This is a genomic window from Amycolatopsis sp. NPDC005003, assembly GCF_053600695.1.
In genome coordinates this window covers 114,669-129,097 of the sequence record NZ_JBSGAI010000011.1, presented here as the reverse complement: position 1 = coordinate 129,097, position 14,429 = coordinate 114,669, and the positions used below count along the sequence as shown (strand labels likewise).

General features: G+C 73.3%; 16 protein-coding genes. 6 read left to right on the top strand and 10 right to left on the bottom strand.

Going from position 1 to position 14,429, the window contains the following annotated elements:
• Positions 1-6 precede the first annotated feature (6 nt).
• Positions 7-699, top strand: coding sequence for a hydrogen peroxide-dependent heme synthase (hemQ, locus tag ACWED2_RS15525; protein WP_449666551.1), 693 nt, complete (start codon positions 7-9; stop codon positions 697-699).
• On the top strand, positions 699-2,036 hold the full coding sequence (locus ACWED2_RS15520; RefSeq protein WP_449691125.1) for a CoA transferase: 1,338 nt from the start codon (positions 699-701) through the stop codon (positions 2,034-2,036). The genes hemQ and ACWED2_RS15520 overlap by 1 nt, the downstream gene beginning before the upstream one ends.
• A gap of 645 nt (positions 2,037-2,681) precedes the next feature.
• On the opposite strand, the gene ACWED2_RS15515 is transcribed toward ACWED2_RS15520, so the two are convergent.
• The 8 genes from ACWED2_RS15515 to ACWED2_RS15480 all read right to left on the bottom strand — a co-directional run bounded on the left by ACWED2_RS15515 (position 2,682) and on the right by ACWED2_RS15480 (position 9,026).
• A complete protein-coding gene (locus ACWED2_RS15515) occupies positions 2,682-3,020 on the bottom strand; it encodes a hypothetical protein (RefSeq protein WP_449691124.1) in 339 nt (112 codons plus the stop codon).
• On the bottom strand, positions 3,017-3,817 hold the full coding sequence (locus ACWED2_RS15510) for a DUF692 domain-containing protein (RefSeq protein WP_449691123.1): 801 nt from the start codon (positions 3,815-3,817) through the stop codon (positions 3,017-3,019). Before ACWED2_RS15510 ends, ACWED2_RS15515 begins: the two co-directional genes overlap by 4 nt.
• Complete coding sequence (locus ACWED2_RS15505) at positions 3,810-4,727, bottom strand: TIGR04222 domain-containing membrane protein (protein ID WP_449691122.1); 918 nt, start codon at positions 4,725-4,727, stop codon at positions 3,810-3,812. Before ACWED2_RS15505 ends, ACWED2_RS15510 begins: the two co-directional genes overlap by 8 nt.
• A 66-nt stretch (positions 4,728-4,793) precedes the next feature.
• Positions 4,794-5,699: a TIGR04222 domain-containing membrane protein gene (locus ACWED2_RS15500; protein WP_449691121.1), complete on the bottom strand. Its 906-nt coding sequence runs from the start codon at positions 5,697-5,699 to the stop codon at positions 4,794-4,796.
• A 74-nt stretch (positions 5,700-5,773) separates the two neighbouring features.
• Positions 5,774-6,196, bottom strand: coding sequence for a peptide-methionine (R)-S-oxide reductase MsrB (gene msrB, locus ACWED2_RS15495; RefSeq protein WP_449691120.1), 423 nt, complete (start codon positions 6,194-6,196; stop codon positions 5,774-5,776).
• Positions 6,197-6,215: 19 nt separating this feature from the next.
• Positions 6,216-6,521, bottom strand: a complete 306-nt coding sequence (locus ACWED2_RS15490; RefSeq protein ID WP_354819337.1) for a hypothetical protein — start codon at positions 6,519-6,521, stop codon at positions 6,216-6,218.
• 53 nt (positions 6,522-6,574) lie between these two features.
• Positions 6,575-8,197 carry a protein kinase domain-containing protein gene (locus ACWED2_RS15485; protein ID WP_449691119.1) on the bottom strand — a complete coding sequence of 541 codons (1,623 nt, stop codon included), beginning with the start codon at positions 8,195-8,197 and terminating at the stop codon, positions 6,575-6,577.
• A gap of 166 nt (positions 8,198-8,363) precedes the next feature.
• Positions 8,364-9,026: a TVP38/TMEM64 family protein gene (locus ACWED2_RS15480; RefSeq protein WP_449691118.1), complete on the bottom strand. Its 663-nt coding sequence runs from the start codon at positions 9,024-9,026 to the stop codon at positions 8,364-8,366.
• A gap of 45 nt (positions 9,027-9,071) precedes the next feature.
• On the opposite strand from ACWED2_RS15480, the gene ACWED2_RS15475 reads away from it, so the two are divergent.
• The 4 genes from ACWED2_RS15475 to ACWED2_RS15460 all read left to right on the top strand — a co-directional run bounded on the left by ACWED2_RS15475 (position 9,072) and on the right by ACWED2_RS15460 (position 12,085).
• On the top strand, positions 9,072-10,097 hold the full coding sequence (locus tag ACWED2_RS15475) for a DNA polymerase domain-containing protein (protein ID WP_449691117.1): 1,026 nt from the start codon (positions 9,072-9,074) through the stop codon (positions 10,095-10,097).
• 152 nt (positions 10,098-10,249) lie between these two features.
• Positions 10,250-10,642, top strand: a complete 393-nt coding sequence (locus tag ACWED2_RS15470; protein WP_449691116.1) for a DUF6221 family protein — start codon at positions 10,250-10,252, stop codon at positions 10,640-10,642.
• 36 nt (positions 10,643-10,678) lie between these two features.
• Positions 10,679-11,674 (top strand): LLM class flavin-dependent oxidoreductase, encoded by a 996-nt coding sequence (locus tag ACWED2_RS15465; protein ID WP_449691115.1) that lies wholly within the window; start codon positions 10,679-10,681, stop codon positions 11,672-11,674.
• A 192-nt stretch (positions 11,675-11,866) separates the two neighbouring features.
• A complete protein-coding gene (locus ACWED2_RS15460; RefSeq protein WP_449691114.1) occupies positions 11,867-12,085 on the top strand; it encodes a hypothetical protein in 219 nt (72 codons plus the stop codon).
• A gap of 30 nt (positions 12,086-12,115) precedes the next feature.
• Here the strand turns inward: ACWED2_RS15460 and ACWED2_RS15455 are convergent, their stop codons facing one another.
• Together ACWED2_RS15455 and ACWED2_RS15450 are read right to left on the bottom strand one after the other, a co-directional pair.
• Complete coding sequence (locus ACWED2_RS15455; protein ID WP_449691113.1) at positions 12,116-12,772, bottom strand: maleylpyruvate isomerase N-terminal domain-containing protein; 657 nt, start codon at positions 12,770-12,772, stop codon at positions 12,116-12,118.
• Positions 12,773-12,791: 19 nt separating this feature from the next.
• Positions 12,792-14,345, bottom strand: a complete 1,554-nt coding sequence (locus ACWED2_RS15450) for a PucR family transcriptional regulator (protein WP_449691112.1) — start codon at positions 14,343-14,345, stop codon at positions 12,792-12,794.
• Positions 14,346-14,429 lie beyond the last annotated feature (84 nt).

The following is a 14,429-nucleotide window of genomic DNA, read 5'->3' as shown; positions in this document are numbered from 1 at the left end:
GGAGCCATGGCGCGGGTCAACTACAACGAGCTCAACGACACCATCCGCTACACCACCTGGTCGGTCTTCCGGATCGAGCCGGGGCGGCTGGGCGAGGACCGTGGGACCGCCGGCCGGGAGACCGCCGAGTACCTCGACGGCCTCGAGGCCAAGGGCGTCACCGTGCGCGGTGTCTACGACCTGTCCGCGCTGCGCGCCGACGCCGACTTCATGATCTGGTGGCATGCCGAGGAGATCGAGCAGGTCCAGGCCGCGTACGCCGGGTTCCGCCGGACGCCGCTGGGCCGCGCGTCGACGCCGGTCTGGAGCCAGACCGCGCTGCACCGGCCCGCCGAGTTCAACAAGAGCCACATCCCGGCCTTCCTGGCCGGTGAAGAGGCCCGCAAGTACGTCTGCGTGTACCCGTTCGTGCGGTCCTACGAGTGGTACCTGCTGCCGGACGCCGACCGCCGCAAGATGCTCGCCGACCACGGCAAGGAAGCCCGCGACTACCCGGACGTCCGCGCGAACACGGTCGCGTCGTTCGCGCTGGGCGACTACGAGTGGATCCTCGCCTTCGAGGCCGACGAGCTGCACCGGATCGTCGACCTCATGCGCCACCTGCGCGGCACCGAGGCGCGGCTGCACGTGCGCGAGGAGATCCCGTTCTACACCGGCACCCGCGTGCCGCCCGCCGAGCTCGTCGCGGCGCTCCCGTAGTGCGGGACATCGTGGAGGGCGTCTGGGACGCCCTCACCGGGTCTGCGCCGGGGCCCTTCGAGCTGACCGGTGCCGAGGACGTCCTGCCGGGCCCGTACCGGGTGGCGGCCGCGGCCACGGCGTCGGTCGCCGCGGCGACGCTGGCGGCCGGGGAACTGCTGCGGGCGCGGGACATCGAGCCCGGCGTGGTCACGGCGGACACCCGGCACGCGGCGGCGGCGTTCCGGAGCGAGCAGCTGCTGAAGGTCGACGGCGTCGGCGCGGAGCCGGTCTGGGCCCCGCTTTCGGGTGACTACCGCGCGACCGACGGCTGGGTGCGGCTGCACTGCAACTACCCGCGTCACGAAGCGGCGGTGTGCTGGGGACTCGGCGTCCCCGCGGCCCGCGAGGCCGTCGAGAAGGCGGTCGCCGGGCGTCCCGCGCGCGAGGTCGAGCACGCGGTGGTGTCGGCCGGGGGAGCGGCCGCCGAGCTGCGGTCGCCGTCGGACTGGGCGGCGCACCCGCAGGGTTCGGCGGTGGCCACGTTGCCGCTGGTTTCGCTGTCTCCACTGCGCTCGGCTCCGAAGCGGACGCTGTTCTACTCGGACCGGCCGCTGGGCGGGATCCGGGTGCTGGAGCTGACCCACGTCCTGGCCGGCCCGGTGGCGGGGCGGGTGCTCGCGGCGCACGGAGCCGACGTCCTGCACGTCGGGGCGGCGCACCTGCCGCGGGTCGAGGCGCTGGTGCGGGACACGAACCAGGGCAAGCGTTCGACGTTCGTGGCACTGGACACCGAGGGCGGCCGCGCGCGGCTGAAGAAGCTGATCAGCCGGGCCGACGTGCTGGTGCAGTCGTTCCGCCCGGGGGCGCTGGAGCGCATCGGTTTCGGGCCCGCGGAGCTGGCCGAGCTGCGCCCGGGGCTGGTGATCGCGGACCTGAGCGCGTACGGCTGGGAAGGCCCGTGGGCGCGCCGGCGCGGGTTCGACAGCCTGGTCCAGATGTCGAGCGGCATCGCGTGGGGCGATCCTCCCTCGCCGCTGCCGGTCCAGGCCCTGGACCACGCCACAGGCTGGCTCACGGCGGCGGCGGTGATGACGGCCCTGCACCGCCAGCTGGAGGAGGGCGGCACCTGGCGGGCCCGGCTGTCCCTGGCCGGGACGGGCCGGTGGCTGGATTCCCTGGGCCGTAAGGATCCGGCGGCCGTGGACGTGGATTTCGCGGACTTGCTGGAGGAAGCGGACAGCGGTTACGGGCGGCTGACGCGGGTCCGGATGGCGGGTGGATTGCCGGGCTCGGAGCCGTACTGGGAGTTCGGGACGCGGGAACCGGGAGTCGACAAACCGACCTGGACCCCCTGAGGCAGGCTCCGCCCGCCCGGGCGGGGCTTCGGCAAAGTCGTTGTGCGGGTCGGGATTCGTTGCTGGGGCCGAGGTGGAGCTGGCCCGGGTCTCTTTTGGCTCGACGGGCAGGCGGGTGGCCGCGACCCTCGAAGCCAGGCTCGGTGGGACCCACCACCCCGATGCCCGATTGTGACTACGGCCGGCAGTGCCGCGTCAAGGCGGGAAAGCGTGCCTTGACCCGGCGCTGCCGGCCGTGTTGGGGCTTCGGATCGGGGTTGCGGGGAGGTCTGGGTGGGTGCCGGTGAGCCTGCCGCTCAGCCTGGTGAGTTCTGCCGCTGAGGCTGGTGAGCCTGCCGCTCAGCCTGGTGAGTTCTGCCGCTGAGGCTGGTGAGCCTGCCGCTCAGCCTGGTGAGTTCTGCCGTTGAGGCCGGTGAGCCAGCTGCTCAGGCTGGTTAGTCTGCTGCTCAGGCCGGTGAGCCAGCCGTTCACGCCGGCGAGCGAGCCGCTCAGGCCGGTGAGTCACCGGAAAGGGCCCATCGACTCGGGCGGAGCCCGCCCTCCCTGGGGGCTGCCCCCGCTTCCAGCGTATCGAGGCGGCCCGACAGAAATCGCGGGATCAGCCCCAAGACGGCCAGGTTGTCCACACCCCGGCGGGATTGTGGATCACCGGCGCCGGAGGCGGTCCACCAGCCGGCGTTTCGGCTTCGGCAAGTGGCCGCCCTCGATCAGCCATGTCACGAACTCGTCCGCGTACGCCCCCGAGCGCTCGGCGGCCTTCTTCGGGCGCCCGGCGTTGAACTCCGCGAACAGCGGCCCGAACCGCTCGCCCAGCTCCTCCGCCAGCTCCGGCCGCTGATAAGCCAGCACCCGGCCGTGCTTCCGGCGCAACACCCCCGCCTCCACCCGGAGCCGCGCGGGGTCGAACCCCGGTGGTGGCGGGCCGTCGGCCAGCAGCGCCTGCAACAACTCCGCCTGGCGACGGGCCAGGTCCGAGCGGCTCACCCCGTCACCGCCTCGCGCAGGGCCGCGAGCTCCGAAGCCAGCTCGTCGTCGCTCGGGTAGTCGTCGTCGCGCTCCAGCAGGACACCCGGCGGGTCCGTGCGGCGGCGCAGCTCCGCCAACAACGACAACACCTCCGGCAGCACCGGGTGCGCGTGCGTGTCGTGGTAGACGCCGTCGCGCTCGATGCCGCCCGCCATGTGGACGTACGCCAGCCGCTCCCAGGGGATGCCGTCCAGGAACGCGACCGGGTCCGTGCCGATGTTGCGGGCGTTGGCGTAGAGGTTCGCGACGTCGATGATCAGCCGGCAGCCCGTGCGGTCGGTCAGCTCGGTGAGGAACTGCTCCTCGGTCAGCTCGGCGTCCGGCCAGTCGAGCACCGCGGCGATGTTCTCCAGCGCCAGCGGCACGTCCACGATGGACTGGGCCAGCCGGACGTTCGCCACCAGGACGTCCAGCGCCTCGCGCGTGCGGGGGAGCGGCATCAGGTGGCCCGAGTCGAGCCCGCCCGCGCGCACGAAGCACACGTGGTCGCTGACCAGCGGCGCGTCCAGGGCCCGCGCGATCTCCGCGAGGTGCTGGACGCGGCCGGTGTCCAGCGGCTCGGCCCCGCCGAGGGACAGCGAGACCGCGTGCGGCAGCACCGGCAGGCCCCGCTTGCCCAGCGCCACCAGCGTCTCCGGCAGGTGGTCGGCGTGCAGGTTCTCGGCGACGACCTCGACCCAGTCCACGCCCGGCAGCCGCGCGATGGACAGGTCGAGCTCGTGCCGCCAGCCGATCCCGATGCCGAGCTCACCCACCGCAACCCCCTCCGCCGCCGCACGACGAACCACACGAAGAGCCGCTGCTGCACGACGAGCTCGAGCACGACGACCCGCTGCTGCACGACGACCCGGACGAACCGGACGAGCCGCCGCCGTAGTTCACCGGCGGCATCAGCGCCGCGCTGATCTCCTCGTCCGGGTACATCGCCCAGCCGCCCAACGCCACCGCGGCCGCGGCCCCGCCGAGCAGGACGCCGCCCGCCAGCATGCCGGCCGGGACCGGCCCGCTCGCCGCGGCGCGGGCCTGGCCGAGCAGGCGGTGCCCCGCGGCCGACGGCTGCCGGGCCCCCGTCTTCGACCGGCGGACCGCCGCCATGATCGCCAGCACCGCCGCGACGATCACCAGGAACACCAGGATCCCGACCGGGCGGCCGAGGGCGATGCCGTTGACCAGGCGGGCCACCCCGAACGCCAGCACGGCCAGCTGCAGGAACAGCCCGAACGTCCGCGCCTGCCGCTTGGCGGCCGCCGACGCCAGCAGCCCGCGCTGGTCGAGGCCCTCCTCCAGCGCCCGCATGGCCGCGGAGCCGCGCACGTACCCCCGGATGGCCGACGTGGTCTTCAGCTGCGCCACGTCGAAGACGGCCTGCTCCAGCGGCTCGGCCGGGCGCGTCCCGGCCTGGCTGACCTGCTTGTAGCTGTTGACGCGCAGCTGCCCCCGCTCGACCAGGGCCGCGATCGCCGCGTCGACGGCCCGGTCGGGGCCGCCGGCGAGGAAGGCCAGCTGGTAGACGGTCGGCGGCGGGCCGGGCGCGACGGCGTCCGCCCGCATCGCCCGGCTGTTCACGATCCCGGACACGATGACCCTGACCAGCAGGACCGCGCCGAGCAACGCGATGTAGAGGACCACGAAATCCGGTCCGGAGATGCCCCACGGGTCGGTCATCGACCGTCTCCCCTCAGTGTGTCGCGGTTACCGTAGCTGTGAGACGCACACGCTCGCGTCGGCGTTTCAACCGCCGCAGCCCCCGCCGCCGCCCCCACCGCAGCCGCCGCCCCCACCGCCGCAGGAGCTGCTCGAACCTCCGCCGCACGAGCTGCCGCCCCAGTAGCCGACGGCGGTCCCGCCGCCGGCGCCGGCGAACCGGGCCCGGCGGTGGGTCCGCGCCGCCGACTGCTGCGCCGCTCGGCTGACCGCCAGCCGAACGTCCTTCTCGGGGTGCCCGTCGAAGCCGCCCGCGGCGACCGCTCCGGCCGGTCCCGCCACGAGGGTGCCGGCCCGGTGCGCCTCCTCGGCGGCCGCCCGGCCGGCCGCGGTGGCCTTGACCGGCGGTGCTTTCCGGGCCCTGACCGTCACGACGACCGCCGCGGCCACCCCGGCCGCGAGCAGGCCGAGCAGGTACCCCACGGGGTGCCCGGTGCTCGCCCCGGCGATCAGCCGGACAATGCCCAAGACCACGAGCAGCCAGTACGCCACGGCAGCGAGCACCCAGGTCGAGCGCACCTTCCGCGCGTCGGTGAGCAAGCCCCGGCCGGTCAGCCCGGCTTCCAGCGCCCGCATTGCGGGGTGGCCGGCGACGGTGGCGCGGACCCGGTCGATCGAGGCGCCGTTCTTGCCGATCTTCAGCAGGGCCGCGCGGCCCAGGTCGTCGGCCGCCGACCCCTTGACCCGCGAAAGCCTGCCGGTGCCGTCCAGCCGGACGGCCTGCTGGTCCAGCAGGCGGGCGACGACGAACTCCGCCGCGCGGGCCCGCCCGCCGGTGAGCAGGGCGAGCTCTTCGCCCCGCGCGGGGGAGCCGCCGGCGTGGCCCCGCGCCAGCAGCGCGCGGCGGACCAGCGCGGCCAGCGCCGTCAGGAGCAGCAGGCCTCCGTAGAACCCCGCGAACACCGGTCCGGGAACACCCCAGGTGTCGGTCATGAGTCCGCCCTCCCTCGTCCGTGTGCGGAGACTACGTTCGAGGAAGGGCGGCGGGTTGCTCGCTTAAGGAGGATTTAGGACTCGGGTACCAGCTTCAGCGAGATCGAGTTGATGCAGTAGCGCTGGTCGGTCGGGGTCGGGTAGCCCTCGCCCTCGAAGACGTGCCCGAGGTGGCTGTGGCAGGAGCCGCAGAGCACCTCGATCCGCTTCATGCCCATGGTGCGGTCTTCGCGCAGCAGCACCGCGTCCGAATCGGCCGGGTCGTAGAACGACGGCCAGCCGCAGTGGCTGTCGAACTTCGTGTCGCTGCGGAACAGCTCGGCACCGCACGCGCGGCACTCGTAGACGCCGGTGGTCTTGGTGTCGGTGTACTCACCGGTGAACGGCCGTTCGGTGCCCGCCTGGCGGAGCACGGCGAACTCGTCGGGGCTGAGCTGGGCCCGCCATTCCTGCTCGGACTTCACGACGCGCGGGGTCGCGCCGACAACGGGTTTCATACCTTTCACCCGATCCACGTTACGCCGCGAGCCAGGCGAGGGCGTGCACCACGATGTCCCATGCGGCCACGATCACGCCGAGCACGATGAGGACCACGATCAGGGCGGACACCCAGTAGCGCAGCCCACCGAGCCGGTTGCTGGAGTCGGCGAAGTCGGCCACGCCGTCGAGGGCGGCTTCGATGGTGAAGTTGGGGCCGCACCGCTCGATGCGGTCGAGGTGCTCGGCGAACGCGCGCGCCTCCGGGTCGTACGGGTCCAGGCCGACCAGGTCCTCGTGGAAGCGAGGATTCTGGCCCGGCAGCGAAGCTCCGTTGTCGGCCATGCCACCACGGTAGGCCATCCGGGCCCGTCAGCCCACCGGACGCGCGTTAAGTCTCAGAGGCCGGTGCTGGGGTTGGCGTCGAGCTTGGTGTTGCTGTCGATCAGCAGCTGTCCGCCGACCAGGACGATGTGGTACTTCCGGCGGGTGCCGTTCAGCTCCATCGTCAGGTCCAGCGAGCCGTCGCTCCCGTTGCCCGCCGCGCTGGCCGACTTCCAGCTGGAGAGCTCGCTCTTGTGCTCCGCCCAGTAGGACTGGTAGTTGGCCTGCGAGCCGTAGACCGCCTGCGCGGCCGGCGTCAGCTGGCCCCAGCCGCTCTCGACGTTCGGGTAGTAGCTGTTGGCGAGCAGCCGGCCCGCCGCGCCGTAGTCGGTGATCTTCCCTTCGGACGGCGTCTGGCCGAGCTGGGAGGAAGCCGGCGCGTCGTCGCTCGGACCGGTGGTCTTCGAACTGTGGCCCGTGGTCGGCTGGCGGCCCGGCGACTGGGCGTTCTGGTTGCCGCCCGAACCGCCGTTGCCCGAGTTCAGGACCAGGAACACGATCACCGCGACCACGACGACCGCCGCGCCCGCTCCGGCGAACACCGCGTACCTGCGCTTGTTGTCCGGCTTCGCGGCGCCCGACGAGTACTGGGGAGCCCTGGCCGACGGCGCGGCCGCGGGCATCGGTCTGGGCGGGGTGTTCGGCGGCGCGGCCGGGGACCGCATCGGCATGAACGCCGCGGTCGGGCGCGGCGGGTTCGACGACGGTGCCTTGTTCGCGGGCGCCGGCGTGCCGACCGGCGGGGACGACGGCGCCTTGTTCGCGGTCCGCTGCCACGGGGGCCGCTCGCCCTCGTCCGAAGACGCTGGTGCCGCGGGTGCGGCGGGCTTGCGGCCCGCGCCGCCGGAGAGCAGCGGCGGTGACGCCGTCATGCCGCCGGGCTCGGTGCGGGCCAGCGCGGCCAGCCGCTCGCGGGCCTCGGCCATGCTCGGCCGCTCGCCCGGCTCGCTGCGCAGCAGGCTCATCAGCAGCGCGGTGGCCGCGCCCGCCTGCACCGGCGGGTTGATCTGGCCGTTCGCCGCCGCGTAGAGCAGCGCGAGCTGGTTGGTCGTGTTGCCGTACGGCGTGGTGCCCTCGATCGCCTGGTAGAGGGTCGCGCCGAGGGCGAAGACGTCGGAGCTGGGCACCGGGTCGGCACCGCGGGCCAGCTCGGGCGCCAGGTACGCGGGGGTGCCGCCGATCAGGCCGGTCGCGGTCAGCGTCATGTCGCCGGCCGCGCGGGAGATGCCGAAGTCGGTGATCTTCGCGGTGCCGGTCTCGTCGATCAGGATGTTGCCCGGCTTGACGTCGCGATGCACGATCCCGGCGCGGTGAGCGGCCACCAGCGCGGACGCGACCTGCTCGCCGATCCGGGCGACCCGGCCGAGCGGCAGGGTGCCCTCCTCGGCGAGGATCGTGGAGAGGCTGGGCCCGTTCAGGTACTCCATCACCAGGCAGGGGTCGCCGTTGTGCTCGGCGATGTCGAACACGACGATGGCGTTCGGGTGCTGGAACCGGGCCGCGTTCTTCGCCTCGCGCATCGCGCGCTGGCGCATGTTGTCGCGTTCGGTCTCGGAGACACCCGGCTGCGGGAGGATCTGCTTGATCGCGACGGTGCGCTCGAGGCGCACGTCGGTGGCGCGCCACACGACACCCATGGCACCGCTACCAATGTGCTCGACGAGGCGGTAGTGCCCCGCGATCAGCTGACCGGTGTCGATGGCGACTGCTCCTGACGAAATTCCCGGTGGTGGTGTCCCTGCTCAGCGCGTTACCGCTTCGCGCACCCGATCGAGTGTAGCGGTCGGCCGCGTGCTCTTCGCGTCAGCCAGCCGGTCCGGCGGGCTGCGGTTCGGCCGGTGCCCGCTTCTTGAACACCTTGACCAGGCCGATCGCTCCGGCCAGCGCGAACACGCCGTAACAGGCGAGCAGCGCGGGCGGCGTGTCGCCGGTCAGCGCGTCGCCGAGGACGACCACGGCGACCGTGCCGGGCACGCTCCCGAGCAGCGTACCGGCCAGGTACGGGGCCAGGCGCACCGAGGACACCCCGCAGAGGTAGCTGAACGGCGCGAACGGCACCACCGGGATCAGCCGCAGCGACGTGACGGCGAGGACGCCGCCGTCGGACAGGCGGTCGTTGACCGTGCGGACGGCGGACCGGTGCAGGTGGCGGGTGACCAGGTCGCGGCCGAGCAGCCGGGCCAGCCCGAAGGAGAGACCGGCCGCGATGGTGGTGGCGACCAGGCCGATCGCGATCCCGGCCGCGGTGCCGACCAGCAGACCGGCGGCGAGGTTGAACACCGTCCGCGGGACGGGCGCCACGGTCAGCAGCGAGTACGCGACGAGCAGCACGAGCGGGGTCGCGGGGCCGGTGGTGGCGGCCCAGGCCCGCAGCTCGGCCGGACCGGGGATCGGCAGCAGCACCGTGGCCACCGCGAAGACGGCGAGCACGGCGAGCGCGACGATCAGCTTGGTGCGGCCGGACACCCGTTCGAGCCTACCGGCCCCTCCGGTGCGCGCTAGCGTGGCCGCATGCCCAAGCACGGTGATCCGGTCGAGTACGAGGTGGGCGGGCGCACGGTCCGCGTCACCAGCCCCGACAAGGTGTACTTCCCCCAGCGTGGCATCACGAAGCGGCAGGTGGTGGAGCACTACATCACGGTGGGCGAGCCGCTGCTGCGCGCCGTCGGCGAGCGCCCGACGACGCTGAAGCGCTACGTCGACGGCGTCGAGGGCGAGTGGTTCTACGCCAAGCGCCTGCCCAAGGGGGCGCCTTCGTGGGTCGACACGGCCGAGATCACGTTCCCGTCGGGCCGCAAGGCCGCCGAGGTCTGCCCGACCGAGCCCGCGGTGTTCGCGTGGGCGGCCAACCTGGGCACGTTCGACTTCCACCCGTGGCCGGTCCGCCGTCCCGACGTCGACCACCCGGACGAGCTGCGCATCGACGTCGACCCGCCGGACCGGGCGGGCTTCGCGGACGCGGTCGAGGTGGCGCTGGTGGTCCGCGAGGTCCTGGCGGACGCGGGCCTGACGGGCTGGCCGAAGACGTCGGGCGGCCGCGGGGTGCACGTGCTGGTCAGGATCAGGCCGGAGTGGGACTTCGTGGCGGTCCGGCACGCGGTGATCGCGCTCGGCCGCGAGGTCGAGCGCCGGATCCCGGAGAAGGCGACGATCTCCTGGTGGAAGGAGGAACGCGGCGGCCGGGTGTTCCTCGACTACAACCAGGCGGCCCGCGACCGCACGGTGGCCTCGGCGTGGTCGGTCCGGGGCACCCCGCGCGCGACGGTGTCGACGCCACTGACGTGGGACCTGCTGGGCGAGGTCGACGCGGACGACTTCGACGTGCTGACGATCCCGGCGTTCCTGGAGAAGCACGGCGACCTGCACGCCCGAATGGACGAAGAACCGTTCGGCCTGGAGGCGGCATTGGAGTGGTACGAACGCGACGCGCGTGATCACGGTCTCGGTGATCTGCCTTACCCACCCGATTATCCGAAAATGCCGGGCGAACCGAAGCGCGTGCAGCCGAGTAAAGCCCGGCCGGAGAACAGCGAGTGACCGCTCAGGCGCCCGCTGTCGCCTTTCGGGTCACAAATGTTGCACGGCCGATCTCCATGTCACGATCTTCGTCTCCGACGGCGTAACGTGCGGTCCCGGACCGACGACTCCCCGGGGCCATCGAGGGGCGGGTTCGAGGAAGGAGGCCGTTCGTGGACGACCTGATCGCTTTCCTCGCGGCGCGCGTGGGCGCGCGGCAGGCGTTGATCATGCAGGCCGTCAACAAGGCGAAGGCCGGCGAGGTGATGAACCGCGGCGAGACCAAGGTCGCCGTGGAGCAGAAGATCCGGGGGCTCACCGATCTCGAGCTCGACGTGGTCAACCAGATGATCAACGAGATCGAGGCGGCCCGGCGGATCCTGCTCGCCCACCGCACCACGGTGTCGGAGAAGGTGCCCGGTTTTCCGCTCTACGGCAGCGAATACTGGTGTGAGACCTGCCACGTGCCCGCCGACGAGGCCGGCTCCAACTGGTGCCTCACGCTGCGCCTGCTGGCCCTGCCGTACGCCGACCACCCGGAGTACAGCGAGCGCTGGCGGCCCTGACGGGAATCCCGCCGGACGCCGGGCGTTGCACTCGGCGTGAGGTTCTCCGTGCTCGACCGCTCGCCGGTGCGGCGGGACCGCGGGCCCGCGCGGGCGCTGCGGGACACCGTCGCCTTCGCCGCCGAGGCCGAACGGCTGGGCTACCACCGGTTCTGGGTCTCCGAACACCACGGCGTGCCCGGCGTCGCCGGGTCCGCGCCGACCGTGCTCGCCGCCGCCGTCGCGGGCGCGACCAGCCGGATCCGCGTCGGCACCGGGGGCGTGATGCTGCCGAACCACCGGCCGCTGGTCGTGGCCGAGCAGTTCGGCGTGCTGGAAGCGCTTCACCCGGGCCGCATCGACATGGGCCTCGGCCGGTCCGTCGGCTTCACCGGTGGCGTCCGATCGGCGCTGGGGCACGGCAAAGAGGCCGCCGACGACTTCGGCGCGCAGGTCCGCGAGCTGCTCGGGTTCTTCACCGGCGAGCACGCCTACCCGGGCGTCCACGCCTACCCGGCCGAGGGGCTGCGCGTGCCGCCGTTCCTGCTGGCTACCGGGTCGGGCGCGGAGCTCGCCGCGGAACTCGGGCTGCCGCTGGTGATCGCGCCGGTGCGCGGCGAACCCGCCCTGGTCGAGGCGGTGACGCGCTACCGGGACGGGTTTCAGCCGTCCGGGTGGGCGCGCGAGCCGTACGTGGTGGTGTCGACGGCGATCGCGGTGGCGGACTCCGCGGCGGCCGCCCGCCGCCTGCTCGTCTCGGAAGCCTGGGCGACGGTGTATTCGCGCTCCCACGGCGTCTTCCCCCCGCTGGACCCGCCCGGCGACGTCCTCGCGGGGCCGATGACCGATCGCGAGCGCAGGCGGCTCGAGGAGACTTTGGACGGTCAGATCTCCGGCACGCCGGCCGAGGTGGAAGACCGCCTGGGGAGACTGGTCGCGCTGACCGGCGCCGACGAAATCCTCGCCACGACCGCCGCGTACGACCAATCGGCGCGCTTGGATTCTTTCGCCTCGCTCGCCGAACTGGCGGGCCGGCGTGAGCTCGTTTCCTGATCCGCGGACAGCCCGTCAAAGAATTTCGGAGCGAAATCCGGTGGTACGATTTCCGGGTGACTGCCGGGTCGGCCTCGAGCCGTGAGCAGACGGGGTACCCGGCTGTGCCGTGACCTCCGGGCGGCCCCGCGGGCCGCCGCCTCCTCGCACGCAAACCCTGATTGGGACGTGCGCGGAAGGAGGTGAAATCGCATGACCCCATGGCAGGAGTTTCTCGCGGCCCACGCCGAGGGCGGCGTCCTCGACGGCGTCGTGGCCCGGGTGCTGCCGTTCGGCGCCTTCGTCGAAGTCGCGGACGGCATCCACGGCTTGCTGGTGACGGACGCGGCCCCGCCGGCCGGCACGCGGCTGCCGGTCCGCATCGAACGGATCGACGTGGAGCGGCGCCGGTTCAGCCTGGTGAAGGCGTGAGGTGAGCCGGGTGAGGCAAGGCGCCTTGCCTCACCCGAGCACCAGCGGCAGCCGCGCGGCCAGGTCGCCCAGCGCCGCCGCCTCCGCTTCGGTCGGCTCGCGGCGGCCGGTGGCCACCAGCAGGACGTCGGTGTCCGAGAACGACGCCGGGAACTCCGCCCCCGCGATCTTCTCCACCATCACCCGCGTCCGCGCCAGCCCCTCGGCAGGCGGCCCGGCCACCGACGGGACGTGCGCCACCAGGTCCAGGTGGTGCAGCGTCCACTCCAGCACGTACGCCGACAGGTAGTCGCCCGCGGTCAGGACCATGTCCTGCGTCGACACCCGCTCGCCCGGGTCCACCAGGTCCGCCGCGCGGCCCGCCGCCGACCCCACGTCGTCCAGGTGGAACTTCAGCAGCGCCGGGTCCTCGTACGCCGCCGCCAGGCGGACGATCAACGCCGACAGCGGGTCGTCGCCCGCCGGTGGTTCGGAAGACACCGCCCAGTACGTGATCGCGTCGTGCGTCAGCGCCGAGGAAGCCGGGGTGGCGAGGGTGATCAGCACGTCCTGCGCGTCGATCACCAGGTGGCAGACCAGGTCCTGGACCAGCCACCCCCGGCAGCCGGACGGCTTCGCGAAGTCCGCATCAGGTAGGGAAGCGACAGCGGCGCGCAACGCCGCCCACGTGCGCGAGAAGAGATCCACGCGCGCGAAGCTAGCAGCATCACAACCGCAGCTGCAGCTGAGTCAACAGGCGCTGCGCCGGGTCGTCGAAGTCCACGCCGGACACCTCCGCCGCGCGCCGGACGCGGTACCGGACCGTGTTCGGGTGGATGTTCAGCGCCCGGGCCGCCGCGCGGACGTCGCCGAACGCGTTCAGCCAGGCCAGGACCGCCGGGACGAGGATGCCGCCGTGCTCGGCGTCGTGCTCCACCAGGGCCGTCAGCCGCGGGTCGCGGATGCGCGGCTGCGCGGCCAGGAACGCCAGCACCTCCGACAGCAGGACCTCGGCGCGGACGTCGGCCAGCGAGGCGACGTCCGCCGCCCAGTGCCCGCGCGTCATCGCCGCCAGGACGCGGTCGGCGTCGCCGCGGGACGCCGCCGCCTCCGACAGCCGGGGCACCACGCCGCCGAGGGCCGCGCGGACCGGGACGTCCAGGTGACGGCGGGCCGTCGCGGTGATCTCGCGGGCCAGCGCCAGCACCGCCGCGTCGGAGTGCTCGGGCAGGTCCGGCAGCAGCGCGTAGACGCGGCCGCCGATCACGCTCACCAGCGCGCTGCGGCGGTAGGCCGCCGTGTGGACGGCGATCAGGTGCACCAGCTCGGCTCGGCGGAGCTGCCGGTTGTCCGAGCGCTCCAGGGAGAAGGCCAGCACCTGCGCCGGCCGTGCCGGGTCCGCGCCGATGTCGTCCGCGACGGACTCCGCGTCCAGCCGCCCTTCGAGCAAGCTGGCCAGGAGGTCTTCACGCAGCCGCAGCTCCGGGCTCGGCAGCGTGCGCGCCCGGATCAGCTGTGGTGCCAGGGCGCGGCTCGCGCCGAGCAGGGCCGTCTCGGCCCGCTCGGTGAGCGGCTGGGCGCCCTCCTGGACCCAGATCGTGCCGAGCGGCTGCTTGCCCGCGTGGATGCCCGCCGCGATCCGGCGGCGGATGCCCAGGTCGGGTCGCTCGTCGATCCGGACGATCCCTTCCCCGGCGCGAAGCCGCTGGTAGACGCCCCATTCGCGGAGCATCGCGAGGTAGCGCTCCGGCCCCTCGCGGCCGAGGATGGACAGCCGCCGCAGCTCGTCGACCTCGTCGCCGGCCCGCGAATACGCGAGCACGCGGTTCGCCGTGTCTTCGATGCTGACCAGGCCGCCGGTGAGCGTCGCGATCGTCTGCGCCAGCGCGAACAGGTCGCCGAGCACCTCGCCGCTCGCCGCTTCGCCACCCGCGCGGGCCGCCTCGACCACCCCGCGGGCCAGCGATTCCACCTGCTCCCAGCGCGCCTCCGCCCCGACCGTCAGCAGCGCGACACCCGCGTCCGCGGCGACGTCGGCGCCCGTCGCGCCCTTGACCGCCACCGCGGCCGCCCCGCCGCGCCCGGCCGCGCGGATGGCCGGCGCCGCCGCCCGGCCGCGGGCGCCGATCACCAGCACCAGGTCGCCTGGGGAGGCTTCGAGCGGGTCCTCGGGGTCGAGGATCACGACGTCGGAGACCGGAACGCCGAGGCCGTGCGGGGCCACGACGACCTCGACGAGCGGCTCGCCCAGGGTCGCCAGCACGTGGCGCAGCGACGTCACGGCAGTGTTATCCGATCGGCCAAGATCACCTGATTGATTTTAGCCGATCGGACAAGCCGCCAGGACGTGTCCGGAGTTACCGTT

Coding starts and splice junctions, on each gene's coding strand:
- hemQ (WP_449666551.1), top strand. CDS start 7: ATGGCGCGGGTCAACTACAACGAGCTCAACGACACCATCCGCTACACC.
- ACWED2_RS15505 (WP_449691122.1), bottom strand. CDS start 4,727: ATGACCGACCCGTGGGGCATCTCCGGACCGGATTTCGTGGTCCTCTAC.
- ACWED2_RS15500 (WP_449691121.1), bottom strand. CDS start 5,699: ATGACCGACACCTGGGGTGTTCCCGGACCGGTGTTCGCGGGGTTCTAC.
- msrB (WP_449691120.1), bottom strand. CDS start 6,196: ATGAAACCCGTTGTCGGCGCGACCCCGCGCGTCGTGAAGTCCGAGCAG.
- ACWED2_RS15490 (WP_354819337.1), bottom strand. CDS start 6,521: ATGGCCGACAACGGAGCTTCGCTGCCGGGCCAGAATCCTCGCTTCCAC.
- ACWED2_RS15485 (WP_449691119.1), bottom strand. CDS start 8,197: ATGGGTGTCGTGTGGCGCGCCACCGACGTGCGCCTCGAGCGCACCGTC.
- ACWED2_RS15475 (WP_449691117.1), top strand. CDS start 9,072: ATGCCCAAGCACGGTGATCCGGTCGAGTACGAGGTGGGCGGGCGCACG.
- ACWED2_RS15460 (WP_449691114.1), top strand. CDS start 11,867: ATGACCCCATGGCAGGAGTTTCTCGCGGCCCACGCCGAGGGCGGCGTC.